Source organism: Bradyrhizobium sp. MI1.11 (genome assembly GCF_055811255.1).
Genome location: NZ_JBVVPM010000007.1, coordinates 12737 through 32402 on the forward strand (window position 1 = coordinate 12737; position 19666 = coordinate 32402).

At 64.9% G+C, this 19666-nt stretch carries 13 protein-coding genes; 6 read left to right on the plus strand and 7 right to left on the minus strand.

Annotation, left to right across the window (positions count from 1 at the left end; all coding sequences use genetic code 11):
- The first annotated feature begins 125 nt into the window (after nucleotides 1–125).
- Nucleotides 126–2891 (plus strand): di-heme-cytochrome C peroxidase, encoded by a 2766-nt coding sequence (locus AC0L30_RS09220; protein WP_473404153.1) that lies wholly within the window; start codon nucleotides 126–128, stop codon nucleotides 2889–2891.
- A gap of 196 nt (nucleotides 2892–3087) precedes the next feature.
- On the opposite strand, the gene AC0L30_RS09225 is transcribed toward AC0L30_RS09220, so the two are convergent.
- Nucleotides 3088–4035 carry an alpha/beta fold hydrolase gene (locus AC0L30_RS09225; protein WP_007597126.1) on the minus strand — a complete coding sequence of 316 codons (948 nt, stop codon included), beginning with the start codon at nucleotides 4033–4035 and terminating at the stop codon, nucleotides 3088–3090.
- 219 nt (nucleotides 4036–4254) lie between these two features.
- Between AC0L30_RS09225 and AC0L30_RS09230 the strand changes: the two genes are divergently transcribed.
- The gene (locus AC0L30_RS09230; protein WP_007597127.1) at nucleotides 4255–4716 is read left to right on the plus strand and encodes an Hsp20 family protein; all 462 of its coding nucleotides are present in this window, start codon (nucleotides 4255–4257) and stop codon (nucleotides 4714–4716) included.
- Nucleotides 4717–4941: 225 nt separating this feature from the next.
- Here the strand turns inward: AC0L30_RS09230 and AC0L30_RS09235 are convergent, their stop codons facing one another.
- A complete protein-coding gene (locus tag AC0L30_RS09235) occupies nucleotides 4942–5682 on the minus strand; it encodes a hypothetical protein (RefSeq protein ID WP_219680642.1) in 741 nt (246 codons plus the stop codon).
- A 492-nt stretch (nucleotides 5683–6174) separates the two neighbouring features.
- Between AC0L30_RS09235 and gltB the strand changes: the two genes are divergently transcribed.
- Entirely contained in the window at nucleotides 6175–10908 is a 4734-nt protein-coding gene (gene gltB, locus AC0L30_RS09240) for a glutamate synthase large subunit (RefSeq protein ID WP_473404154.1), read from the plus strand.
- A 157-nt stretch (nucleotides 10909–11065) separates the two neighbouring features.
- Nucleotides 11066–12517, plus strand: coding sequence for a glutamate synthase subunit beta (locus AC0L30_RS09245; protein WP_007597139.1), 1452 nt, complete (start codon nucleotides 11066–11068; stop codon nucleotides 12515–12517).
- A gap of 214 nt (nucleotides 12518–12731) precedes the next feature.
- On the opposite strand, the gene AC0L30_RS09250 is transcribed toward AC0L30_RS09245, so the two are convergent.
- Nucleotides 12732–14513 (minus strand): outer membrane beta-barrel protein, encoded by a 1782-nt coding sequence (locus AC0L30_RS09250; RefSeq protein ID WP_007597142.1) that lies wholly within the window; start codon nucleotides 14511–14513, stop codon nucleotides 12732–12734.
- Nucleotides 14514–14704: 191 nt separating this feature from the next.
- On the opposite strand from AC0L30_RS09250, the gene AC0L30_RS09255 reads away from it, so the two are divergent.
- Entirely contained in the window at nucleotides 14705–15712 is a 1008-nt protein-coding gene (locus tag AC0L30_RS09255; protein ID WP_473404155.1) for a KpsF/GutQ family sugar-phosphate isomerase, read from the plus strand.
- 105 nt (nucleotides 15713–15817) lie between these two features.
- Here the strand turns inward: AC0L30_RS09255 and AC0L30_RS09260 are convergent, their stop codons facing one another.
- Nucleotides 15818–16369, minus strand: coding sequence for a carboxymuconolactone decarboxylase family protein (locus tag AC0L30_RS09260; RefSeq protein WP_007597148.1), 552 nt, complete (start codon nucleotides 16367–16369; stop codon nucleotides 15818–15820).
- Between the two features lie 72 nt (nucleotides 16370–16441).
- On the opposite strand from AC0L30_RS09260, the gene AC0L30_RS09265 reads away from it, so the two are divergent.
- Nucleotides 16442–16780: a winged helix-turn-helix transcriptional regulator gene (locus AC0L30_RS09265; protein ID WP_007597149.1), complete on the plus strand. Its 339-nt coding sequence runs from the start codon at nucleotides 16442–16444 to the stop codon at nucleotides 16778–16780.
- A 118-nt stretch (nucleotides 16781–16898) separates the two neighbouring features.
- On the opposite strand, the gene AC0L30_RS09270 is transcribed toward AC0L30_RS09265, so the two are convergent.
- The 3 genes from AC0L30_RS09270 to AC0L30_RS09280 form a co-directional block, all read right to left on the minus strand.
- Nucleotides 16899–17345: an NfeD family protein gene (locus tag AC0L30_RS09270; protein WP_007597152.1), complete on the minus strand. Its 447-nt coding sequence runs from the start codon at nucleotides 17343–17345 to the stop codon at nucleotides 16899–16901.
- Between the two features lie 70 nt (nucleotides 17346–17415).
- Nucleotides 17416–18417, minus strand: coding sequence for an SPFH domain-containing protein (locus tag AC0L30_RS09275; protein WP_219680333.1), 1002 nt, complete (start codon nucleotides 18415–18417; stop codon nucleotides 17416–17418).
- Between the two features lie 273 nt (nucleotides 18418–18690).
- Nucleotides 18691–19662: an ABC transporter substrate-binding protein gene (locus AC0L30_RS09280; RefSeq protein ID WP_473404156.1), complete on the minus strand. Its 972-nt coding sequence runs from the start codon at nucleotides 19660–19662 to the stop codon at nucleotides 18691–18693.
- Between the last annotated feature and the right edge of the window lie 4 nt (nucleotides 19663–19666).

The window sequence follows — 19666 nt, forward strand, 5'->3', positions numbered from 1 at the left end:
CAGTGAATTCAGCCACACTCCGCTACACGCTGAAGTAGTATAACGTGTTGTCGGTTTGTCAGGACTTTCCGCGCTCTATCGCCGCGTCTGTATTTCACGATTCGCCGTTTTCAGGATTTTGGGCCATGCATGACTCCGCTCCGAAGCCCCCCTTCGCCCCCTCGATCCAGGTCTCGCCGAACAATCCGTGTCCATTCCTCCGCGGCCTCGTCGGCGAAGGGTTTGTTGACGGCGGAACCGTCCCGCTCGGCACGCTGTCGCAAACGATCGCGAATGCAAGCGGCGAGACCGGGCTGAAGAAGGTCTCGGCCCGCATCCAGGTCCGCGGCGTCGCGCTTATCGCCAACGGTCTTGGTCACGTCCTCAAGAGCATATTTTCGGGCGCGCAGCTCGACGCGTTGCGTGGCGGCCCTCTCGACAAGCGCAGTGCCGGCTCGCGCGTGCTCGGCGTCGACGGCAAGGTCGATGAGGACGAGCTTGCGCGGTTTGCGAGCTTCGGCCGGACCTACCAGGATCCGAACGGCGGCGGCTCCGAGCCCGGTCTCAACGCCTCGGAAATCGGCGTCTTCATGCGCGACAACCTCAAGCGCGCCGGCAGCGCCGCGCGCTGGTACTACCCCCTGCTGATGAAGTTCGAATGGCCGATCCTCCTGAAGATCGTGGGCAAGGGCGCGGGTGAGGACCGCTATCTCAGCGTGGCCGACGTGCGCACTCTGTTCAACGAGCGGCAATTCCCTGCTCGCATCAATCAGCGGCTCGTCTCGCAGCCGGTGCTGTCGACCTGCCAGCGCGTGGTGCGGGGCGCCCTCAAGGTTGCGGCCCTGCTCGTCGCCCTCGGTCTCGCCTTGCTCGTTGCGGTCGCCGAATTCCCCGACCAGGTGCGCGCCATGCTGCCGCAAAAGGGAATTCTCGTGAATCTCCTGCCGCCGCCCTTGCCCGCGGTCCCCGAGACGAAGGCGGCCTTTTGGCTCGAACAGAACTGGTCGCTGAAGGACAGGCACTGGTTTCACCATGCCAGCCAGGGCACCGCGACCTTCCCGGTGCCCTATGAATGGTTCATGGCCCTGGAGCAGCCGCGCCTGCATCTGTTCTCGCGGCCGGGCATGATGACGGACAGCGCCTATCTCGAGCGCTTCGGGTTCATCCCGAGCCCGCAGTCGATCCAGACCGACGCGACGTCACTGCGCCGCTTCGGCTACGCCAATGTCTACGAGACGACGCAGGTGCCGGACTGGTCGACGAGGTGGACGCCGGCGGAGAACGTCGACGGCCTGCCGGTCGGCTTCGCACGAATGACCGGGGTCAGCGATCCCGCGACGGGCCGTCGCGAAGAGGACAAGATCGGACTGACCTGCGCGGCCTGCCATACCGGCCAGATCCACTACCAGGGCGTGGACGTGCGTTTCGACGGCGGTCCGGCCATGACCGATCTGAAGAAGCTCGAGCTCTCCACCGGCCTGTCGATCGCCTACACGCTTTACGTGCCGTTCCGCTTCCAGCGCTTCGCTGATCGCGTGCTCGGCCCCGATGCCAGCAAGGCTGACCGCGCCGCGCTCAAGCAGAAGCTCAGCGCGATCGGCAACTTCCTGATCGACTGGGCGCAAACTCAGCAAAAGACGATTGAAGGCAAGAAGACCTGGAACGGCAGACAGCAGAGTGACACCGAGGAAGGGTTTGGTCGCCTCGACGCCCTCAATCGCATCGGCAATCAGGTCTTTTCACAGGATCTCGCGCTGAGCGGGATCAAGGGATTCGAAAAGAACCTGCACGCCCAGGACGCCCCGGTCAGCTATCCCCCGATCTGGACCGTGCCCTGGTTCAAGTTCGCCCAATACGACGCCTCGATCGAGCAGCCGCTGATCCGCAACGCGGGCGAAGCCCTCGGCGTGACGGCGCTGCTCAACCTGTCCGACGCCTACCCGGAGGACAGGTTGTGGCGCTCCTCGGTTCATATCAACACGCTCGGCTGGATCGAGGACATGCTCAGGGGGCCAGATCCGTTCAAGACGGCAAATCCCTCCACCGGTCCGAAGTTCGCCGGCCTGCTGGCGCCGAAATGGCCCTCGCAAATCCTCGGCGACAATTGGAGGCTCGATCAGAAGAAGGTCGACAATGGCCGCAAGATCTACGCTGAGATGTGTTCCGGATGCCATTTGCCGGCGATCGACACCCCGGCTTTCTGGTCTTCGGGACATTGGGAGCCGAGCGGCGACAGCAAGGTGCTGAACGCGGTGACGATCCCCCTCGACGAGATCAAGACGGATCCCGAACAGTCGCTCGTGCTCAGCAACAGGATCGTCGATTTGCCCGGCTTCCTGAAGGTGAATACGGCCGACCTCCAGAAATGGTGGCAATGCGATGTCTCGACCGCGAGTTCGCCGACCGAGATGGTTTATGCGCTGGGGCTCATGACGGTGGTGGATCTCGTCGCCCGCAAATGGATGGACGACGAGAAGACTCCGGACGCCGAGCGGGCGAAATTGTGGAATCTCGCGCGCAAGAACTGCCTCAATCCGGTGGGTGGGGCACGCTATCGGGCACGGCCGCTGAACGGCATCTGGGCCACGGCGCCCTATCTGCACAACGGTTCGGTGCCGTCTCTCTACTGGTTGCTGAAGCCTGCGAGCGAGCGCCCGCAAAAATTCTGCATGGGCCGCCACGACTATGATCCCGTGACCGTCGGCTTTGCGGTCGCGGCCAACGAGAAATGCAAGACGGGTGAAACCGAGTTCTCGGCGGGGTCGGACAAGGATCCGATCCAGGGCAACAGCGTGCTCGGCCATTCCTTCGAGCGCAAACCGGGCGAGGAAAAACGTCCCGGCGTCATCGGCCGCGTGTTCAAGGACGACAACGAGCGCTACGATCTGATCGAGTATCTGAAGACGCTGTAGTCGAGCTCTGTCCCAAGCAGGCCGCCCTCATCCTGAGGAGCCCGCGCAAAGCGGGCGTCTCGAAGGATGGCCGCGGGCGAGAGCCGGGCCTTCATGGTTCGAGACGCGCGTTCCGCGCTCCTCACCATGAGGGTCTTGCGAACTAAGCGGGGCGAGGGAGCGCACCTCGCGCGCAGCAGCCATTCACTTCAAATCCTCACTTGAACAGCGGCGTGCCCGGCACGAAGGCGTCGAAGGCGGCCCAGAATTGGGAACGGTAGCGGTCCTGCTCCTGGAGGATCTCGTGCTTGGCGCCGGCGATCACGAGATGGGAGCCGGCGCGCAAATGATAGGCGAACTCCTCGATCGCCGCGATCGAGACCACGGTGTCGCTGGAGGCCGCCAGCATCAGGATCGGCTGACGGATCTCGGACGGGTAGTTTTTGCCCCTGAAGGTGTTCATCGCGCGGAAAGCGGTATCGGCCCAGGCGACCGTCGGTGACGCCAGCCCGAGGGTCGGATCCTCCTCAAGGATCGCGGCATTGCGCGCATAGCGCACGGGATCGCTGGTCAGCGGATTGTTGATGAAGGGATTGAGCCCGGTGATCTGGTCGCTGCCGCCGGGGACATAGCGGCCGCCCATTCCCAACACGCGCATCGTCTTCAGCAGAGCCCGCGCCGGAAACGAGGTGGCGCGGCCGGGCAGGTCGATCATCGGCGCCGACAGCACCATGCGGTCGAACCAGCGCTTGCCCGCATGCGCCACCCGCAGCATCACGGTGCCGCCCATGGAGTGGGCGAGCGCGAAGAAGGGCGGCGGGCAATCCGGCAGCACCACCTGCTGCACGAAGGTCTCGACGTCGATCTCGAAATCGGCGAAGTCGCGGACATAGCCCTTGCGCGGATCGCGCAGGCGGCGCGAGGAGTGGCCCTGCCCGCGCCAGTCGATCATCGCCACCGCAAAGCCGCGGTCGCGCAAATCGCGCACGGTCTCGAAATATTTCTCGATCTGCTCGCTGCGCCCGGTGAAGACGCAGACCGTGCCCTTGCGGTTCGCCGGTGGCGCCCAGCGCGCAAAGCGCAGCTCGACGCCATCGGGGGTCTTGATGGTACCGCTGACGACGTCTTCGGGAACGGGATTGGATGGTATCGAGACCAGCGTCATGATGGGGAGGGCTTGGGCACGAAGTGCTGCAAATCAGGGGGCGGGAGCGCCGAAAAGGCTAAGTATCCGCCCTCTTGAACGCCGTTCTCCTCAACCCATATCACCTTGGTGCAGGCCGCTACCAGTGTTTCGGAACCGGAACATCAGGCTGCACACAGACGAAAGCCCGGCCCGATTGGCGGGCGGGTTACCAACAGTCGCTCAATGGAGGACTTGACCATGCGTACCTACGACCTGACCCCCTTCTACCGTTCCACCGTCGGCTTCGACCGCCTCTTCAACCTGCTTGACCAGGCCGGTTCGGACGGCAGCCCCGGTTATCCCCCCTACAATATCGAGCGCACCGGCGAGAACGACTACCGCATCACCGTTGCGGTTTCGGGCTTTGCCAAGGATGAGCTCTCCATCGTCGCGAAGGAAAACACGCTGACGATCAAGGGCGAGAAAGTCGCCAACGAGAACTCGAAGGCCGAAGTGCTGTACCGCGGAATCGCCGCGCGTGCCTTCGAGCGCGCCTTCCAGCTTGCCGACTTCGTGCAAGTGAAGAACGCCTCGCTCGAGAACGGGCTGCTTCACGTCGACCTCGTCCGTGAGATTCCCGAAGCGAAGAAGCCCCGCCAGATCGCGATCAACACCGGTGCGCAAGGCGCACAGGTGATCGAGAACTCGGTAGCCGCGTAAATCACGTCGGCCACTTCCAAGTTGCGAAAACGCCCCGGTGCCCCGGGGCGTTTTTTTATGTCGTCCCGGCGAAGGCCGGACCCATAACCACAGGGAGTAGTGTGGCGAAGACTTGCCGTTCGGTACTCCTACCACGAATAACCGAGGGACCTCGCGGTATGGGTCCTGGCCTTCGCCAGGACGACACCGTTGGTGTGACGCGGGCCATCGCATCAAACGCCACGCTTAGTCCAGCCCTTGTGCCGCCGGCATCTCCTGTGTCGGCAGGATCGTCGCGGCAGGCTTGGCCTGACCTACGGTCGGCGCGGCGGCTTGCGGTGGGACCTCAGCGGGCTTTGCCGGCACGGCCGCCACGGTCTGCGTGGTAGGTTGAGCCTGCGCTGCCTGCGCCGCCGCGGGTTCGGCTGGCTTGGCGGCGACCGGCGCCTCGCGTGGCGGAGCCGCCTTCGGGAGCGGGACGGAGCGGCTGGCGACATGTGGGATCGGGGCCGGTGGGCGTGGCGGACCATTGCGGATCATGGTTGGCGGCGGTAGCGCGCTTTGCGGGCGGTAAGGCGCAACCGCAGGCTGCTCGTAGCCCGGCGCCATACCGTAGGCGTCGGCAGCCGGCATGAAGCGCAAAATCCTTCCGTCGCGGGCATCGATCACCAGCCGGCCGTCCTCGCCGCGACGGTCGATCACCGCGATGGTGTAGACGCTGCCGCGCAGGCGCGGGATGCCCAGCGGAGAAAAGCCGTTTTCGCGCAGCACCGCGTAGACCTCGGTCGATGGCAGCAGCACCGGGGCCGGCCCGCGTTCTTCGTAGCCATAGCGCGGCGGCGGGGGCGGCGCGGCCTCCGGCGGCGCATAGGGCCCGTCGAAATCCGAGACCGCGATCATCGCCCCTCGCGCTGGAACTTGCGCTTGTGCGGCGGTCGCGGCCAGCGCCAGCGCGGCGGCAGCCATCCATCCTGTGAAAAACTTCATGATCGAGACGCTCCTGTCAGGCCCCCGGATGGATCGCACTCTTTCGCTTCTTGCGGCGTGGCGCGGCTTCCGAAGGGTTGATCAGAAGCTTCATTGGGGATTCCGGCGTCGGCGGGGCCGGATCAGGGCGCGTTTGCTTCAAAAGCGGGGCCGCGCAACTTTTGGAAAGGGATCGATTGATCTATGGGGAATCGGGACTTGCGCGCGCTTGTGTGATAGACAAAAATTTGGCAAGGTGGCGGTTAGGACAGGAAGACTGTCTCAATTTTGCTTGCGGTTCCGGCATAGGGATTGCAACGAAAGTCGGTGCTTTCGAGCGCCAAGAAGGCAACAGGCAAAGCCGTTCTCGGGGACGAAGAACGCCTTGGCCTGAATTTAAGAAAATGCGGCTCGCGAGCGGACGAGCGGTGACCCAGAAGCGGGTGCCGCGGGACGCCCAAGGTGCGCCGAAGATGGCGGTGAGGCAGCTTGCCGCATGGAGAGGACGAGGACATGAACGGGTCGCAAGTCGAGCGCGGAAACATCGTGGCAGAGCAACTGTCGGCGACGGTCGCCTCGAAAACGACTGATCCGATTCAGGAACACAATTCACGCCCGCCGGCCGTAGGCTTGTACGATCCGAGCCTGGAAAAGGATTCCTGCGGCGTCGGCTTCATCGCCAACATCAGGGGCAAGAAGTCGCACGAGATCGTCGCGGACGCGCTCAGCATCCTGTGCAACCTCGAGCACCGCGGCGCCGTCGGCGCCGACCCGCGCGCCGGTGACGGCGCCGGCATTCTGGTGCAGATCCCGCATGCTTTCTTCAGCCGCAAGGCGAAGGAACTCGGCTTCGCGCTGCGCAATCCCGGCGAATACGCCATCGGCGCGCTGTTCATGCCGCGCGACACCGCCTGGCGCAACGTCATCAAGAGCATCATCGCCGACCAGATCAAGGAAGAGGGCCTGACGCTGCTCGGCTGGCGCGACGTGCCGACCGACAATTCCTCGCTCGGCGTCACCGTGAAGCCGACCGAGCCCGCCTGCATGCAGGTGTTCATCGGCCGCAACGGCACCGCCAAGACCGAGGACGATTTCGAGCGCCGGCTCTACATCCTGCGCAAGTCGATTTCGCAAGCGATCTATCAGCGCCGCGACCGCGGCCTCGCCGGCTATTATCCGTGCTCGATGTCGTGCCGCACCGTGATCTACAAGGGCATGTTCCTCGCCGATCAGCTCGGCAAGTACTATCCCGATCTGCACGAAAAGGATTTCGAGAGCGCGCTGGCGCTCGTTCACCAGCGTTTCTCGACCAATACCTTCCCGGCGTGGTCGCTGGCGCATCCCTACCGCATGATCGCGCATAACGGCGAGATCAACACGCTGCGCGGCAACACCAACTGGATGGCGGCGCGCCAGGCCTCGGTGAGCTCCGAGTTGTACGGCAAGGACATCAACCGGCTCTGGCCGATCTCCTACGAAGGCCAGTCGGACACCGCCTGCTTCGACAACGCGCTCGAATTCCTGGTGCAGGGCGGCTACTCGCTGCCACACGCCGTCATGATGATGATTCCGGAGGCGTGGGCCGGCAATCCCTTGATGGATGAGAAGCGCCGCGCCTTCTACGAATATCATGCCGCCCTGATGGAGCCGTGGGACGGCCCCGCCGCGATCGCCTTCACCGACGGCCGCCAGATCGGCGCCACGCTCGACCGCAACGGCCTTCGTCCCGCGCGCTATCTCGTGACCAAGGACGACCGCATCGTGATGGCGTCCGAGATGGGCGTGCTGACGATTCCCGAGGACCAGATCATCACCAAGTGGCGCTTGCAGCCCGGCAAGATGCTGCTGGTCGACCTCGAACAGGGCCGCCTCATCCCCGACGACGAGATCAAAGCCGAGCTCGCCAGGAGCCATCCCTACACCGAGTGGCTGGAGCGGACCCAGATCGTGCTCGAAGAGCTGCCGAAGGTGCCGACCACCGGCGTGCGCTCCAACCTGTCGCTGCTCGATCGCCAGCAGGCGTTCGGCTACAGCCAGGAAGACATCACCATCCTGATGACGCCGATGGCCTCCACCGGCGAGGAAGCCGCAGGCTCGATGGGCAACGACACGCCGATCTCGGCGCTGTCGGCCAAGGCCAAGCCGCTGTTCACCTATTTCAAGCAGAACTTTGCGCAGGTCACCAACCCGCCGATCGACCCGATCCGCGAGGAGCTGGTGATGAGCCTCGTCTCCATCATCGGACCGCGGCCGAACCTGTTCGACCTGCAAGGCCTTGCCACCACCAAGCGCCTCGAAGCACGCCAGCCGATCCTGACCGACGCGGACCTCGAAAAGATCCGCTCGATCTCCGAGGTCGCCGAGTCGCATTTCAAGTCGCGCACGCTGGACACCACCTTCCACGCCGGCCTCGGCGCGGCCGGCATGGACCAGGTGCTGGACGAGCTCTGCGCGCGCGCCGAGAGCGCGGTGCGCGAGGGCGTCAACATCATCATCCTGTCCGACCGCATGGTCGGCACCGACCGGGTTCCGATCCCGTCGCTGCTGGCCTGCGCCGCCGTGCATCATCATCTGATCCGCACCGGCTTGCGCACGTCGGTCGGCCTCGTCGTCGAATCCGGCGAACCGCGCGAAGTGCATCACTTCGCCTGTCTGGCCGGCTACGGCGCGGAAGCGATCAATCCGTATCTGGCGTTCGAGACCATCATCGCGATGAAGGACCGCCTGCCCGGCTCGCTCGACGACTACGAGATCGTCAAGCGCTACATCAAGTCGATCGGCAAGGGCCTGCTCAAGGTGATGTCCAAGATGGGCATCTCGACCTACCAATCCTATTGCGGCGCGCAGATCTTCGACGCCATCGGCCTGAAGGCGGAATTCGTCGGAAAATTCTTCGCCGGCACGCATACCCGCGTCGAGGGCGTCGGTCTTGGCGAGATTGCCGAGGAGGCGGTGCGCCGTCATGCCGACGCGTTCGGCGATGCGCTCGTTTACAAGACCTCGCTCGATGTCGGCGGCGAATATGCCTATCGCAGCCGCGGCGAGGATCATGCATGGACCGCCGAGTCGGTGGGGCTGCTGCAGCACGCCGCGCGCGGCAATTCGCTGGAACGCTACCGCGCTTTCGCCAAGATCCTCAACGAGCAGTCGGAGCGTCTCCTGACGCTGCGCGGCCTGTTCCGGATCAAGAACGCGGACGAAGAGAAGCGCAAGCCGGTGCCGCTCGACCAGGTCGAGCCGGCCAAGGACATCGTCAAGCGTTTCGCCACCGGCGCGATGAGCTTCGGCTCGATCTCGCGCGAGGCGCACACCACGCTCGCGATCGCCATGAACCGGATCGGCGGCAAGTCGAACACCGGCGAGGGCGGCGAGGAAGCCGACCGCTTCAAGCCGCTGCCGAACGGCGATTCCATGCGCTCGGCGATCAAGCAGGTCGCCTCGGGCCGCTTCGGCGTCACCACGGAGTATCTCGTCAACTCCGACATGATGCAGATCAAGATGGCGCAGGGTGCCAAGCCCGGCGAAGGCGGCCAGCTGCCCGGCCACAAGGTCGATGCGACCATCGCAAAGGTCCGGCATTCGACGCCGGGCGTCGGCCTGATCTCGCCGCCGCCGCACCACGACATCTACTCGATCGAGGATCTGGCGCAGCTCATCTACGACCTCAAGAACGTCAATCCCGACGGCGCGGTCTCGGTCAAGCTCGTCTCGGAGATCGGCGTCGGCACGGTGGCCGCGGGCGTGGCCAAGGCGCGCGCCGACCATGTCACCATCGCGGGCTTCGAGGGCGGCACCGGCGCTTCGCCGCTCACCTCGATCAAGCACGCGGGATCACCGTGGGAGATCGGCCTCGCCGAAACCCACCAGACGCTGGTGCGCGAGCGGCTGCGCAGCCGCATCGTGGTCCAGGTCGACGGCGGTTTCCGCACCGGCCGCGACGTCGTGATCGGCGCGCTGCTCGGTGCCGACGAGTTCGGCTTCGCCACCGCGCCCTTGATCGCGGCCGGCTGCATCATGATGCGCAAGTGCCACCTCAACACCTGCCCAGTCGGCGTCGCGACCCAGGACCCGGTCCTGCGCAAGCGCTTCACCGGCCAGCCCGAGCATGTGATCAACTACTTCTTCTTCGTCGCCGAGGAGGTCCGCGAGATCATGGCCTCGCTCGGCTTCCGCAGCTTCAACGAGATGATCGGCCAGGTGCAGCTGCTCGACCAGACCAAGCTGGTCGCGCACTGGAAGGCCAAGGGCCTCGACTTCTCCAAGCTGTTCGTCAAGCAGAAGGAAGAGAAGGGCCAGAAGATCTATCACTCCGAGCGCCAGAACCATCATCTGGAAGCGGTGCTCGACCGCACGCTGATCGAGCAGGCGACGCCTGCGCTCGACCGCGGTGCGCCGGTGAAGATCGAGGCCAAGATCAACAGCACCAACCGCTCCGCGGGCGCGATGCTGTCGGGTGCGGTCGCCAAGATCTACGGCCATGCCGGCCTGCCGCATGAGACCATCCATGTCAGCCTCAAGGGCACCGCCGGCCAGGCCTTCGGCGCGTGGCTGGCGCAAGGCGTCACCTTCGAGCTCGAAGGCGAGGCCAACGACTATGTCGGCAAGGGCCTCTCGGGCGGCAAGATCATCGTCAAGCCGCCGGCCAACAGCGGCATCGTGCCGGAAGAGAGCATCATCGTCGGCAACACCGTGATGTACGGCGCCATTCAAGGCGAGTGCTACTTCCGCGGCATCGCGGGCGAGCGCTTTGCCGTGCGCAATTCCGGCGCCGTGGCGGTGGTCGAGGGCGCGGGCGACCATTGCTGCGAATACATGACCGGCGGCATCGTGGTCGTGCTTGGCAAGACCGGGCGCAACTTCGCGGCCGGCATGTCCGGCGGCATCGCCTATGTGCTGGACGAGACCGGCGACTTCGACAGGCTGTGCAACATGGCGATGGTCGAGCTCGAGCCGGTGCTGTCGGAAGAGCTGATCAACGCCGGCACCTATCACCACTCCGGTGACCTCGAGGCGCACGGCCGGGTCGACGTGTTCAAGGACCTGCTCGCCTCCGACGTCGAGCGGCTGCATGTCCTGATCACCCGCCATGCCAAGGCGACCGGCTCCAGGCGCGCTGCCGACATCCTGGCCAACTGGAAGGACTGGCTGCCCAAATTCCGCAAGGTGATGCCGGTCGAATACCGGCGCGCGCTGCGCGAGATGGCCGCCAACGCGGACGCCGAGCCGAAAATCGCGATCGGGGCTTAGCTAAGAAAAGCCTCATGGTGAGGAGCGCGAAGCGCGTCTCGAACCATGAAACCACAGCGGGGGCCTTCATCCTTCGAGACGCGGCGCCAAGCGCGCCGCTCCTCAGGATGAGGGGAGAGAAAGCAAACGAATTTAAGCGGCAGGGACTTCGGGTTTAATGGGCAAGATCACGGGTTTTCTCGAAATCGAACGGCATGACCGCAAGTACACCCCGGTCGCCGAGCGCGTGAAGCATTTCCACGAGTTCGTCGTTCCCCTCTCCGAAAAGGAAACGCGCGACCAGGCCGCGCGCTGCATGAACTGCGGCATTCCCTATTGCCACGGCACCGGCTCGGTCTCGCCCGGTACACCGGGCTGCCCGGTCAACAACCAGATCCCGGACTGGAACGACCTCGTCTACCAGGGCAACTGGGAAGAGGCCTCGCGCAATCTGCACTCGACCAACAATTTCCCGGAGTTCACGGGGCGCATCTGTCCGGCGCCGTGCGAAGCCTCCTGCACGCTCAACATCGACGACAACCCCGTCACCATCAAGACCATCGAATGCGCGATCGTCGACCGCGCCTGGGACAATGGCTGGCTGAAGCCCGAGGTCGCCGCCCACAAGACCGGCAAGAAGGTCGCGGTGATCGGCTCGGGTCCGGCCGGCATGGCCTGCGCGCAGCAGCTCGCACGCGCCGGCCACGACGTGCATCTGTTCGAGAAGTTCGCCAAGGCCGGCGGCCTGCTGCGCTACGGCATCCCCGACTTCAAGATGGAAAAGGGCGTCATCGACCGCCGCGTCACGCAGATGGAAGGCGAAGGCGTCACCTTCCACTACAACAGCCATGTCGGCGTCGACGGCAATGTCGATCCGCGCGAGATGCTCAACGAGTACGACGCCGTCGCGCTGACCGGCGGCGCCGAAGCCCCGCGCGACCTGCCGATCCCCGGCCGCGACCTCGCCGGCATCCACTACGCGATGGATTTCCTGCCGCAGCAGAACCGCCGCGTGTCCAATGAACCGTTGAACGGCGTCCAGGAGATTCTGGCCGGCGGCAAGCATGTCGTCGTCATCGGCGGCGGCGACACGGGATCCGACTGCATCGGCACCTCGCTGCGCCAGGGCGCGCTCTCCGTGACCCAGCTCGAGATCATGCCCGCTCCGCCCGAGCACGAGAACAAGGGCCTGACGTGGCCGAACTGGCCGCTGAAGATGCGGACGTCCTCGAGCCAGGCCGAAGGCGCGGTCCGCGAATTCGCCGTGCTGACGCAGAAGTTTTCGGGCGATAACGGCAAGGTCAAGAAGCTGCATTGCGTGCGCGTCGATGACAAGTTCAAGCCGATCGCCGGCACCGAGTTCGAGCTCGACGCCGACCTCGTCCTGCTCGCGATGGGCTTCGTCCATCCCGTGCACGAGGGCCTTTTGAAGCTGCTGTCGGTCGAGCTCGACCCGCGCGGCAACGTCAAGGCCAACACGCTCGACTACCAGACCTCACGCCCGAACGTGTTCACCGCCGGCGACATGCGCCGCGGCCAATCGCTGGTGGTCTGGGCCATCCGCGAGGGCCGGCTGTGCGCCAGGTCGATCGATACGTTCCTGATGGGGAAGACGGATCTGCCGCGCTGAACTTTGCGCGAGCCGCGCAAGCTCGGAGTCAGGCAATAAATCCGCTGTCGTCCTGGCGAAAGCCAGGACCCATACCGCGTGATCCCTCGATCGTTGGCCGGTCGCAGTACCAAACGACGAGTCTTCGCCAAACTACTCCCTGGGGTAATGGGTCCTGGCTTTCGCCAGGACGACACCTCGGGCTTGGTATCGCCAATGGCAACGGCCACACGCGCTAATTCTGCAGCCTCACCCCGACCATCGCCACCGTGCCCTGCGAGCTTGACCCCGCCTGGTTCGAATCCAGGATGTCGTGGCGCAGCGTGCCCTTGATCCAGATGTTGCGGTTGAGCTTGTAGATCAGGTTGCTTTCGAACGAGTAGGTCTTGTCGTTGCGATTCTGGCCCTGGTAGTCGTAGGTGCCGTAGGTGAATTTGCCGACTGCCGTGAGCCAGCGGCGGAAATCGTGATCGACCTCGGCGGCGTAGGTATGCACCAGCACGCCGGAGGAGCCGGGGATAGTGGTCTCGGCGATCTGCGTGTCGGTGGCGAATTTCACCGTGGTGAGGCCGCTTGCGTTCCAGATCAGCGAGCCTGAGGTCAGGAAGCCGGAGAGCTGGCTCAGGCGCGGATCGACATAGTTGCGTGCGGAATAGCCGACCGAGACCTCGCCGGTCAGGATGCGCGAGAACTCGAAGGACGTGCCGACCTTGGCGTAGCCGCCGTTTGAATCGCGGAAGAAGCCGTTGCGGTCGGCGGCCTGGTCGTGCACGCGGGTGTCGCCCTGGATCTCGACGAACGGCTTCAAGCCCGGCTTCAATTCGTAGGAGAAACGCCCCACGCCGCCATACTGGTTGAAGTCGCGGTCATCGTTGCTGAAGGTCGAGCCGTCGGTGAGTTTCGAGTTGGTGTAGGCGGTGCGATCGACGGTCGCGCCAGCCGCGACCTGGAAGCGGTTGAAGGTCTGGTCGAAGCCGACGGTCGTGCCATAGGTGGCATAAACAGGAAATTTCTGCAGGCCGGCCTGCACGTTCGGGCTGCCGGGATTATCGGTGGCGAGCCGCAGGCGCAGCTGCGAGGTCAGCTTGAGATCGCGATTGACGTCGATGCGGCCGTCGACATGGCCGGTGAAATCGGGGCGGTCGACCTCGACCGGCGAGGGCGAGGCAAAGCCGTCGATCGTCGCCGGCATGTTGTTGGTGTAGCCCGAGAACGAGCCGCGCAGATCCGCGACCAGCGCGTGGCGCTCCCAATCGGACGCCACGAGCAGGTCGGGCGCGACGACATAGGCCGGCGAGCCGACCGGCTTGTTCAAGCGCGCCGGGTTGGTGTCGTAGCCTGTGGAGAGCTCGAGCCCGCCCTTGATCAGGAAGCTGCCGGCATAGTCGCCGACCGCGCCGAATGCATCCTCGTCGAGCTTGAGGCGGCGGCGCAGCGGCTGGCCGGGCACGTTGCCGGCCAGCGCCGGCGGCACCGGTGTCTTGTGCGCGGTCTCGGAGGGCGGCGGCGCGATGCGCGGCGGGCCGAGCGTTCGCTCCGGCGTTGCCGGCGGCACCGGCGAGCCGGGGCCGACCGGGCGCTTCGGCTTCGGCTGTCCGGGATAGAGCTTCGGCTGCTGTCGCTTGCGGTTGAGCGAATCGTAGCCGGAGGCGCTGGCGCCATTGGCGGCAGGCAGGCCGTAGATCGGGACCTGGTTGGTCGGGTTTGGGTTGGTCGGGTTTTGGCTGTTCGGGTTCTGGCCTGGGCGCGCCGGCGCCTGCTGGCGCTTGCGCAAATCGGCATTGGGATCTGGCAGCGTCGGCAGTGCATCCGAGGGTGCCTGCGGCACGCCCGCGGTCCGGCGCGTCGGCAGCGTGTCGGGCGATGCGAAGCCACCGCGGTTAGGACTGAACAGATCGGGGGTGAGGCTCTGGGCCGCCCCGGGGGCGCTTCCGAGGACCGTCAGCGCAAAGCACGGCAAAGCCGCGCGCAGAAAATGCGCGCGCTTGCTCCGGCTCGTGCCTGGAGACGACCCCACGATGGAAGAACTCCAACGAAATCAAACACTTTCGCGATCATCCCAGCCGATCGGCGGGAACTATCGTTAATGGAGTTAAAACAATTATGGTTAACGACCGGTTGAGGGTTGGGGCGCCCTCGTCGCCTCGAAGGCCGTGGCGTGCTAAGCAGGCGCCAACGGACGAACGCCCCTCCTCCCTGGACCAGAACATGCCGAGTTCGAAACCGCTGATGACCCAATCATCCGGCCCCATTCCCGACAGCGTCGAATCCGCACTCCGCACGCTGGAAACGGAGAGCGGCGGTATCAACGCGCTCGCCGCCGCCCTGCGCGGCCCGCTTGGCGCGAGCTTCGCCCAGGCGGTCGATCTGATCCGCAACGCGAAGGGCCGCGTCATCGTCACCGGACTCGGCAAGTCGGGCCATATGGGCCGCAAGATCGCGGCAACGCTGGCCTCGACCGGCACGCCCGCCTTCTTCGTGCACACCGCCGAAGCCGCCCATGGCGACCTCGGCATGATCACCACCGACGACGTCATCATGGCGCTGTCCTGGTCCGGCGAGCAGCCGGAGATGAAGACGCTGGTGAACTATTCCGCGCGGTTCGCGATCCCCATGATCGCGGTGACGTCGAACGCGGCGTCCTCGCTCGGACAAGCGGCCGACATCGTGATCGAGCTGCCGAAGGCGCGCGAGGCCTGCCCGCACAATCTGGCGCCGACCACCTCGACCCTGATGCAGGCCGCGATCGGCGATGCGCTCGCGATCGCCCTGCTCGAAGGCCGCGGCTTCACCGCGCTGGAGTTCGCGCATTTCCACCCCGGCGGCAAGTTAGGGGCGATGCTGAAGTTCGTCCGCGACTACATGCGCACCGGCGCGGAGATCCCGGTCAAGCCGCTCGGCACCAAGATGTCGGACGCGGTGATGGAGATGTCGGCCAAGGGCCTCGGCTGCGTCTGCATCGTCAACGATGCGGCCGAGGCTGTCGGCATCATCACCGACGGCGACCTGCGCCGTCACATGCGGCCGGACCTGCTGACGGCATCGGTCGATGACGTCATGACCAGGCAGCCGAAAACCGTGCCGCCCTCGATGCTGGCCACCGAGATGATCGAGGTGCTGAACACCCGCAAGATCACGACGCTGGTGGTGACCGAGGCGGACAAGGTGGTGGGCATCGTGCACCTGCACGATCTGCTGCGGGCGGGCGTGGCGTAGGGGGCCCATCTCCTCCGTCATTGCGAGCGTAGCGAAGCAATCCAGACTGCCTCCGCGGAAAGACTCTGGATTGCTTCGCTACGCTCGCAATGACGACGGTTAAAGCTACGCCGGAAATCTTGCCGCCGTCTCCTCCAGCGGCAACCGCAGTCCGTTCGCCAGATACGAGACCGTGCGGTAGAAGCCGCACAGCAGCATGATCTCCAGGATCTGCGCCTCGTCGTAATGCGCCGACAGCGCGGCGAACTCGGCGTCGTCAAGCGACGCACGGTGATGCAGCGCGTCAACGGCTGCGATCAGCGCCTGCTCGGCCGGGGACCAGCACGATGACGCCGCATCGCCCTGCACGGTCGCACGCACCTCGTCATTGGTAAGCCCCGCCGGCGCGCCGAAGATCGCGACGTGCACGCCCCATTCATATTCGCATTTGTTCAGCGCGCAGGTGCGGTCAATGACGATCTCGCGCTGGCGCAACGAGAGCGGGCCGGGATCGAGCAGGCCGGCGGCGCGAAATTTGTCCCAGGCGCGGGTTTGGCCCGCCATCACCCGGAACAGCAGCAGCGGCGGCGCACCGCGCATGATGCGGTCGAACTGCGCCTGGATCTCCGGGGGATAAGGCGGGGTGAGCGGGGCAATGCGCGGCGTGGCCTGGGACATCGGCCGTCTTCCTTGCTACATTTACTGTAGCATTACGCTACCCTATTTGTAGCGACACGCAAGAGGCCGACAATGGCGAAACAGACCACTTCCAGATCGCGCGGCGTCCGTGGCTCGCGCACCGGGCGGCCGATCATGGTGCTGCTCGACCTCCTGGGACGACGCTGGAGCCTGCGGATCCTGTGGGAATTGCGCGATGCCCCCCTCACCTCGCGCGCATTGCGCACCGCCTGCGACGAGGCCTCGCCGACGGTGCTGCAGGCGCGGCTGGACGATTTACGCGAGGCCGGGTTCGTGGCGCTCGGCGAAGCCAGCGGTTACGGGCTGACGGCGCTCGGACGGGAATTGTGCGAGACGTTCATGCCGCTGCATAGGTTGGCGGAGAGGTGGCGCAGCAAGAGCGGCGCGTAAGTCTGGCGATGCCGTCCCGACAAGCTCGTCATTGCGAGCGAAGCGAAGCAATCCAGAATTTTTCCGCAGAGGCAGTCTGGATTGCTTCGCTTCGCTCGCAATGACGGGGAGGCAACAGCTACGCCGCCGCCACCGTCAGATTCGCGCCATCCACTTGCACCACCTTCACACGCGTGCCCGCCGGCGTATCGGGGCCTGCGACGCGCCAGACCGTGTCGCCGATACGCATGGTGCCGTTGCCGTCAACGATCGGCTTCTCCAGCGTGAACTCGCGGCCGAGCAACGCGTCCGCGCGCTTGTTGAGGAAGGGACTGGCGGCAATTGCATCCGGCTTCGGCCGGGCGAGGCGGCGCCACACCGGCACGGCCGCTGCGGCGAAGATCGCGAACATCACGAGCTGGATCTGCCAGGATATCGCCACTCCGAACGAGATCAGGCCGACCAGCAACGCGGCGAGCCCGAGCCAGAACAGGAAGACTCCGGGCGCCAGCACCTCCAGCGCCATCAGGATGAAGCCGAAGATCAGCCAGTTCCAGGTGCCGAGCGATACGAACATGTCGGTCATGACACGACCTCTTTGAAATGACGCATGCCCTTGTCGGAAAACCGGTGTCCACTTTTCCGGGGCATGCGCTTTACCCCTGACGCGGCGGCACCGCGGGTGGCGTGCTGCCGGTCGTCGGCACCGAGCCGCGGCGGGCGGCAGCGGCCGCGGACGCCGCGCTTTCACCGAACGTTGCCTTTGCAATCTCGCCGATGCCGGCGAGCGAGCCCAGCATGCTCATGGCTTCGACCGGAAGCATGATGACCTTCTGGTTCGGCGATTCAGCCAGTTGCCCGAACGCCTTGATATACTTGTCGGCGATAAAATAGTTCAGCGCCGCGACGTCGCCCTTGGCGATGGCTTCACTGACCATCTGCGTCGCCTTGGCCTCAGCTTCCGCCGACCGCTCGCGTGCTTCGGCGTCGCGGAAGGCGGCCTCGCGTCGACCTTCCGCCTGGAGAATTTGGCCCTGCTTGGCACCCTCGGCGCGCAGGATCTCGGACTGGCGTGCACCTTCAGCCTGAAGGATGTCGGCGCGTTTGACGCGCTCGGCCTTCATCTGTCGGCCCATGGCTTCGACGAGGTCCGCCGGCGGCACGATGTCCTTGATCTCGATACGATTTACCTTAAGGCCCCAGGGCGAGACGGCGGCATCGACCACACGCAGCAGGCGCTCGTTGATTTCGTCGCGATGCGACAACACCTGGTCGAGATCCATCGACCCCATCACCGAACGGATGTTAGTCATGGTCAGCACGGTGACGGCTTGGGTCAGGTTTGAGACCTCGTAGCTCGCCTTGGCGGCGTCGAACACCTGAAAGAAGGCGACGCCGTCGACGGTCACGGTGGCGTTGTCCTTGGTGATCACCTCTTGCTCGGGAATGTCGATCACCTGCTCCATCATGTTGATCTTGCGTCCGACGCGATCGAAATAGGGCACGATCAGATTGAGCCCGGGGCTCAGCGTCTGGGTGTATTTGCCGAACCGCTCGATGGTCCAGTCATAGCCCTGCGGCACCGTCTTTACGCCGGCCACCAGCGTGACGATGACGAGCAAAACCAGGACAATCGCGAAAATGTCGAAACCGCTCATATTTCCTCCAAGGCGGAAAAGATTGTTGGAAAAGGCCCTTTTCCGCGCTGTCATTGGTCGGGATCACGACCCCAAGGGTTCAGTAAAGCGTTCGGTAAAGGATCCAGTGTTCAGCGGTCGTAGATGATTTCGGCATCGGCAGGATTCTACACAAGACGCCGGGAGAGGGAATGGTCGCGATTATGTATTTGCGAGGCGCTCTTGAAAGCGTGCTGGAGCAGACCTAGCGACGACGTTAACGAATCCGGCCGTGCCGGCGGTCGCAGCCAAATCCTACTCGATGACCTCGTTCGCGGTTGCGAGCAGGCTTGGCGAAAGCGTGACGCCGATCGCCCTGGCCGTCTTCAAGTTGATCGCCAGCTCGAACGTGGTTGGATTTTGGACCGGCAGGTCGGCCGCCCGCGCCCCCTTCAGGATGCGATCGATATAGGAGGCGGCGCGGCGGAGCTGCTCGGCGCTGTCGGTGCTGTAGGACATCAAGCCACCCTCGTCGACGAAGGTACGGCTCCAGAACACCGCCGGCACGCGCGCTTCATTGATGGCCGCCAGCAGAAGCGCACGGTTGGACATGGTGAAGAAGTCCGGCAGCACCAGCAGGCCGCCGTCTTTCCGCGAAGCCAGGGCGACGGTCGAGGCCGTGTCATGGATCGGCGCCGGCTCCACCGTCACATCGAGCGCGCGGCCAGCGTCCTCGATCGTACCCAGCATCAGCGGCGCGAACGGCGCGGTGGCGGGATTGTAGACCACGAAGACACGGGACGGTCTTGGCACGACCTGCGTCAGCATCTCGAGCCATTTTCCGGCCAGCGGGCCGTCGTAATCGGTGAAGCCGGTGACATTGCCGCCGGGATGGGCGAGATTCTGGACAAAGCCCTGGCTGACCGGATCGGTGACGACGGCGAAAACGATCGGGATCGTCGTCGTGCGCCGGCGCAGCTCCTCGACCGAGGGCGTGCCGACCGCAAGCAGGATGTCGGGCTTGAGCGCCACGAGTTCGTCAGCGAATTGCGCGATCCGTGCGCGGTCGCCGCCGCCGTTGCGCCAATCGATCTTGAGGTTGTCGCGCTCCTTCCAGCCATGGCCGGCAAGCGCCTGGACCAGGACCGCGCTACGCGTCTGCCCGATCGCATCGTCGGCCGCCGTGACCGAGAGCACGCCGAGCCGGCGCGTCGGCTGCTGCGCCAGCACTGAGGCCGGCAGCGCAGCGGCCACCCCAAGAAGCGCCAGAACCTCGCGGCGGTTCATGGGG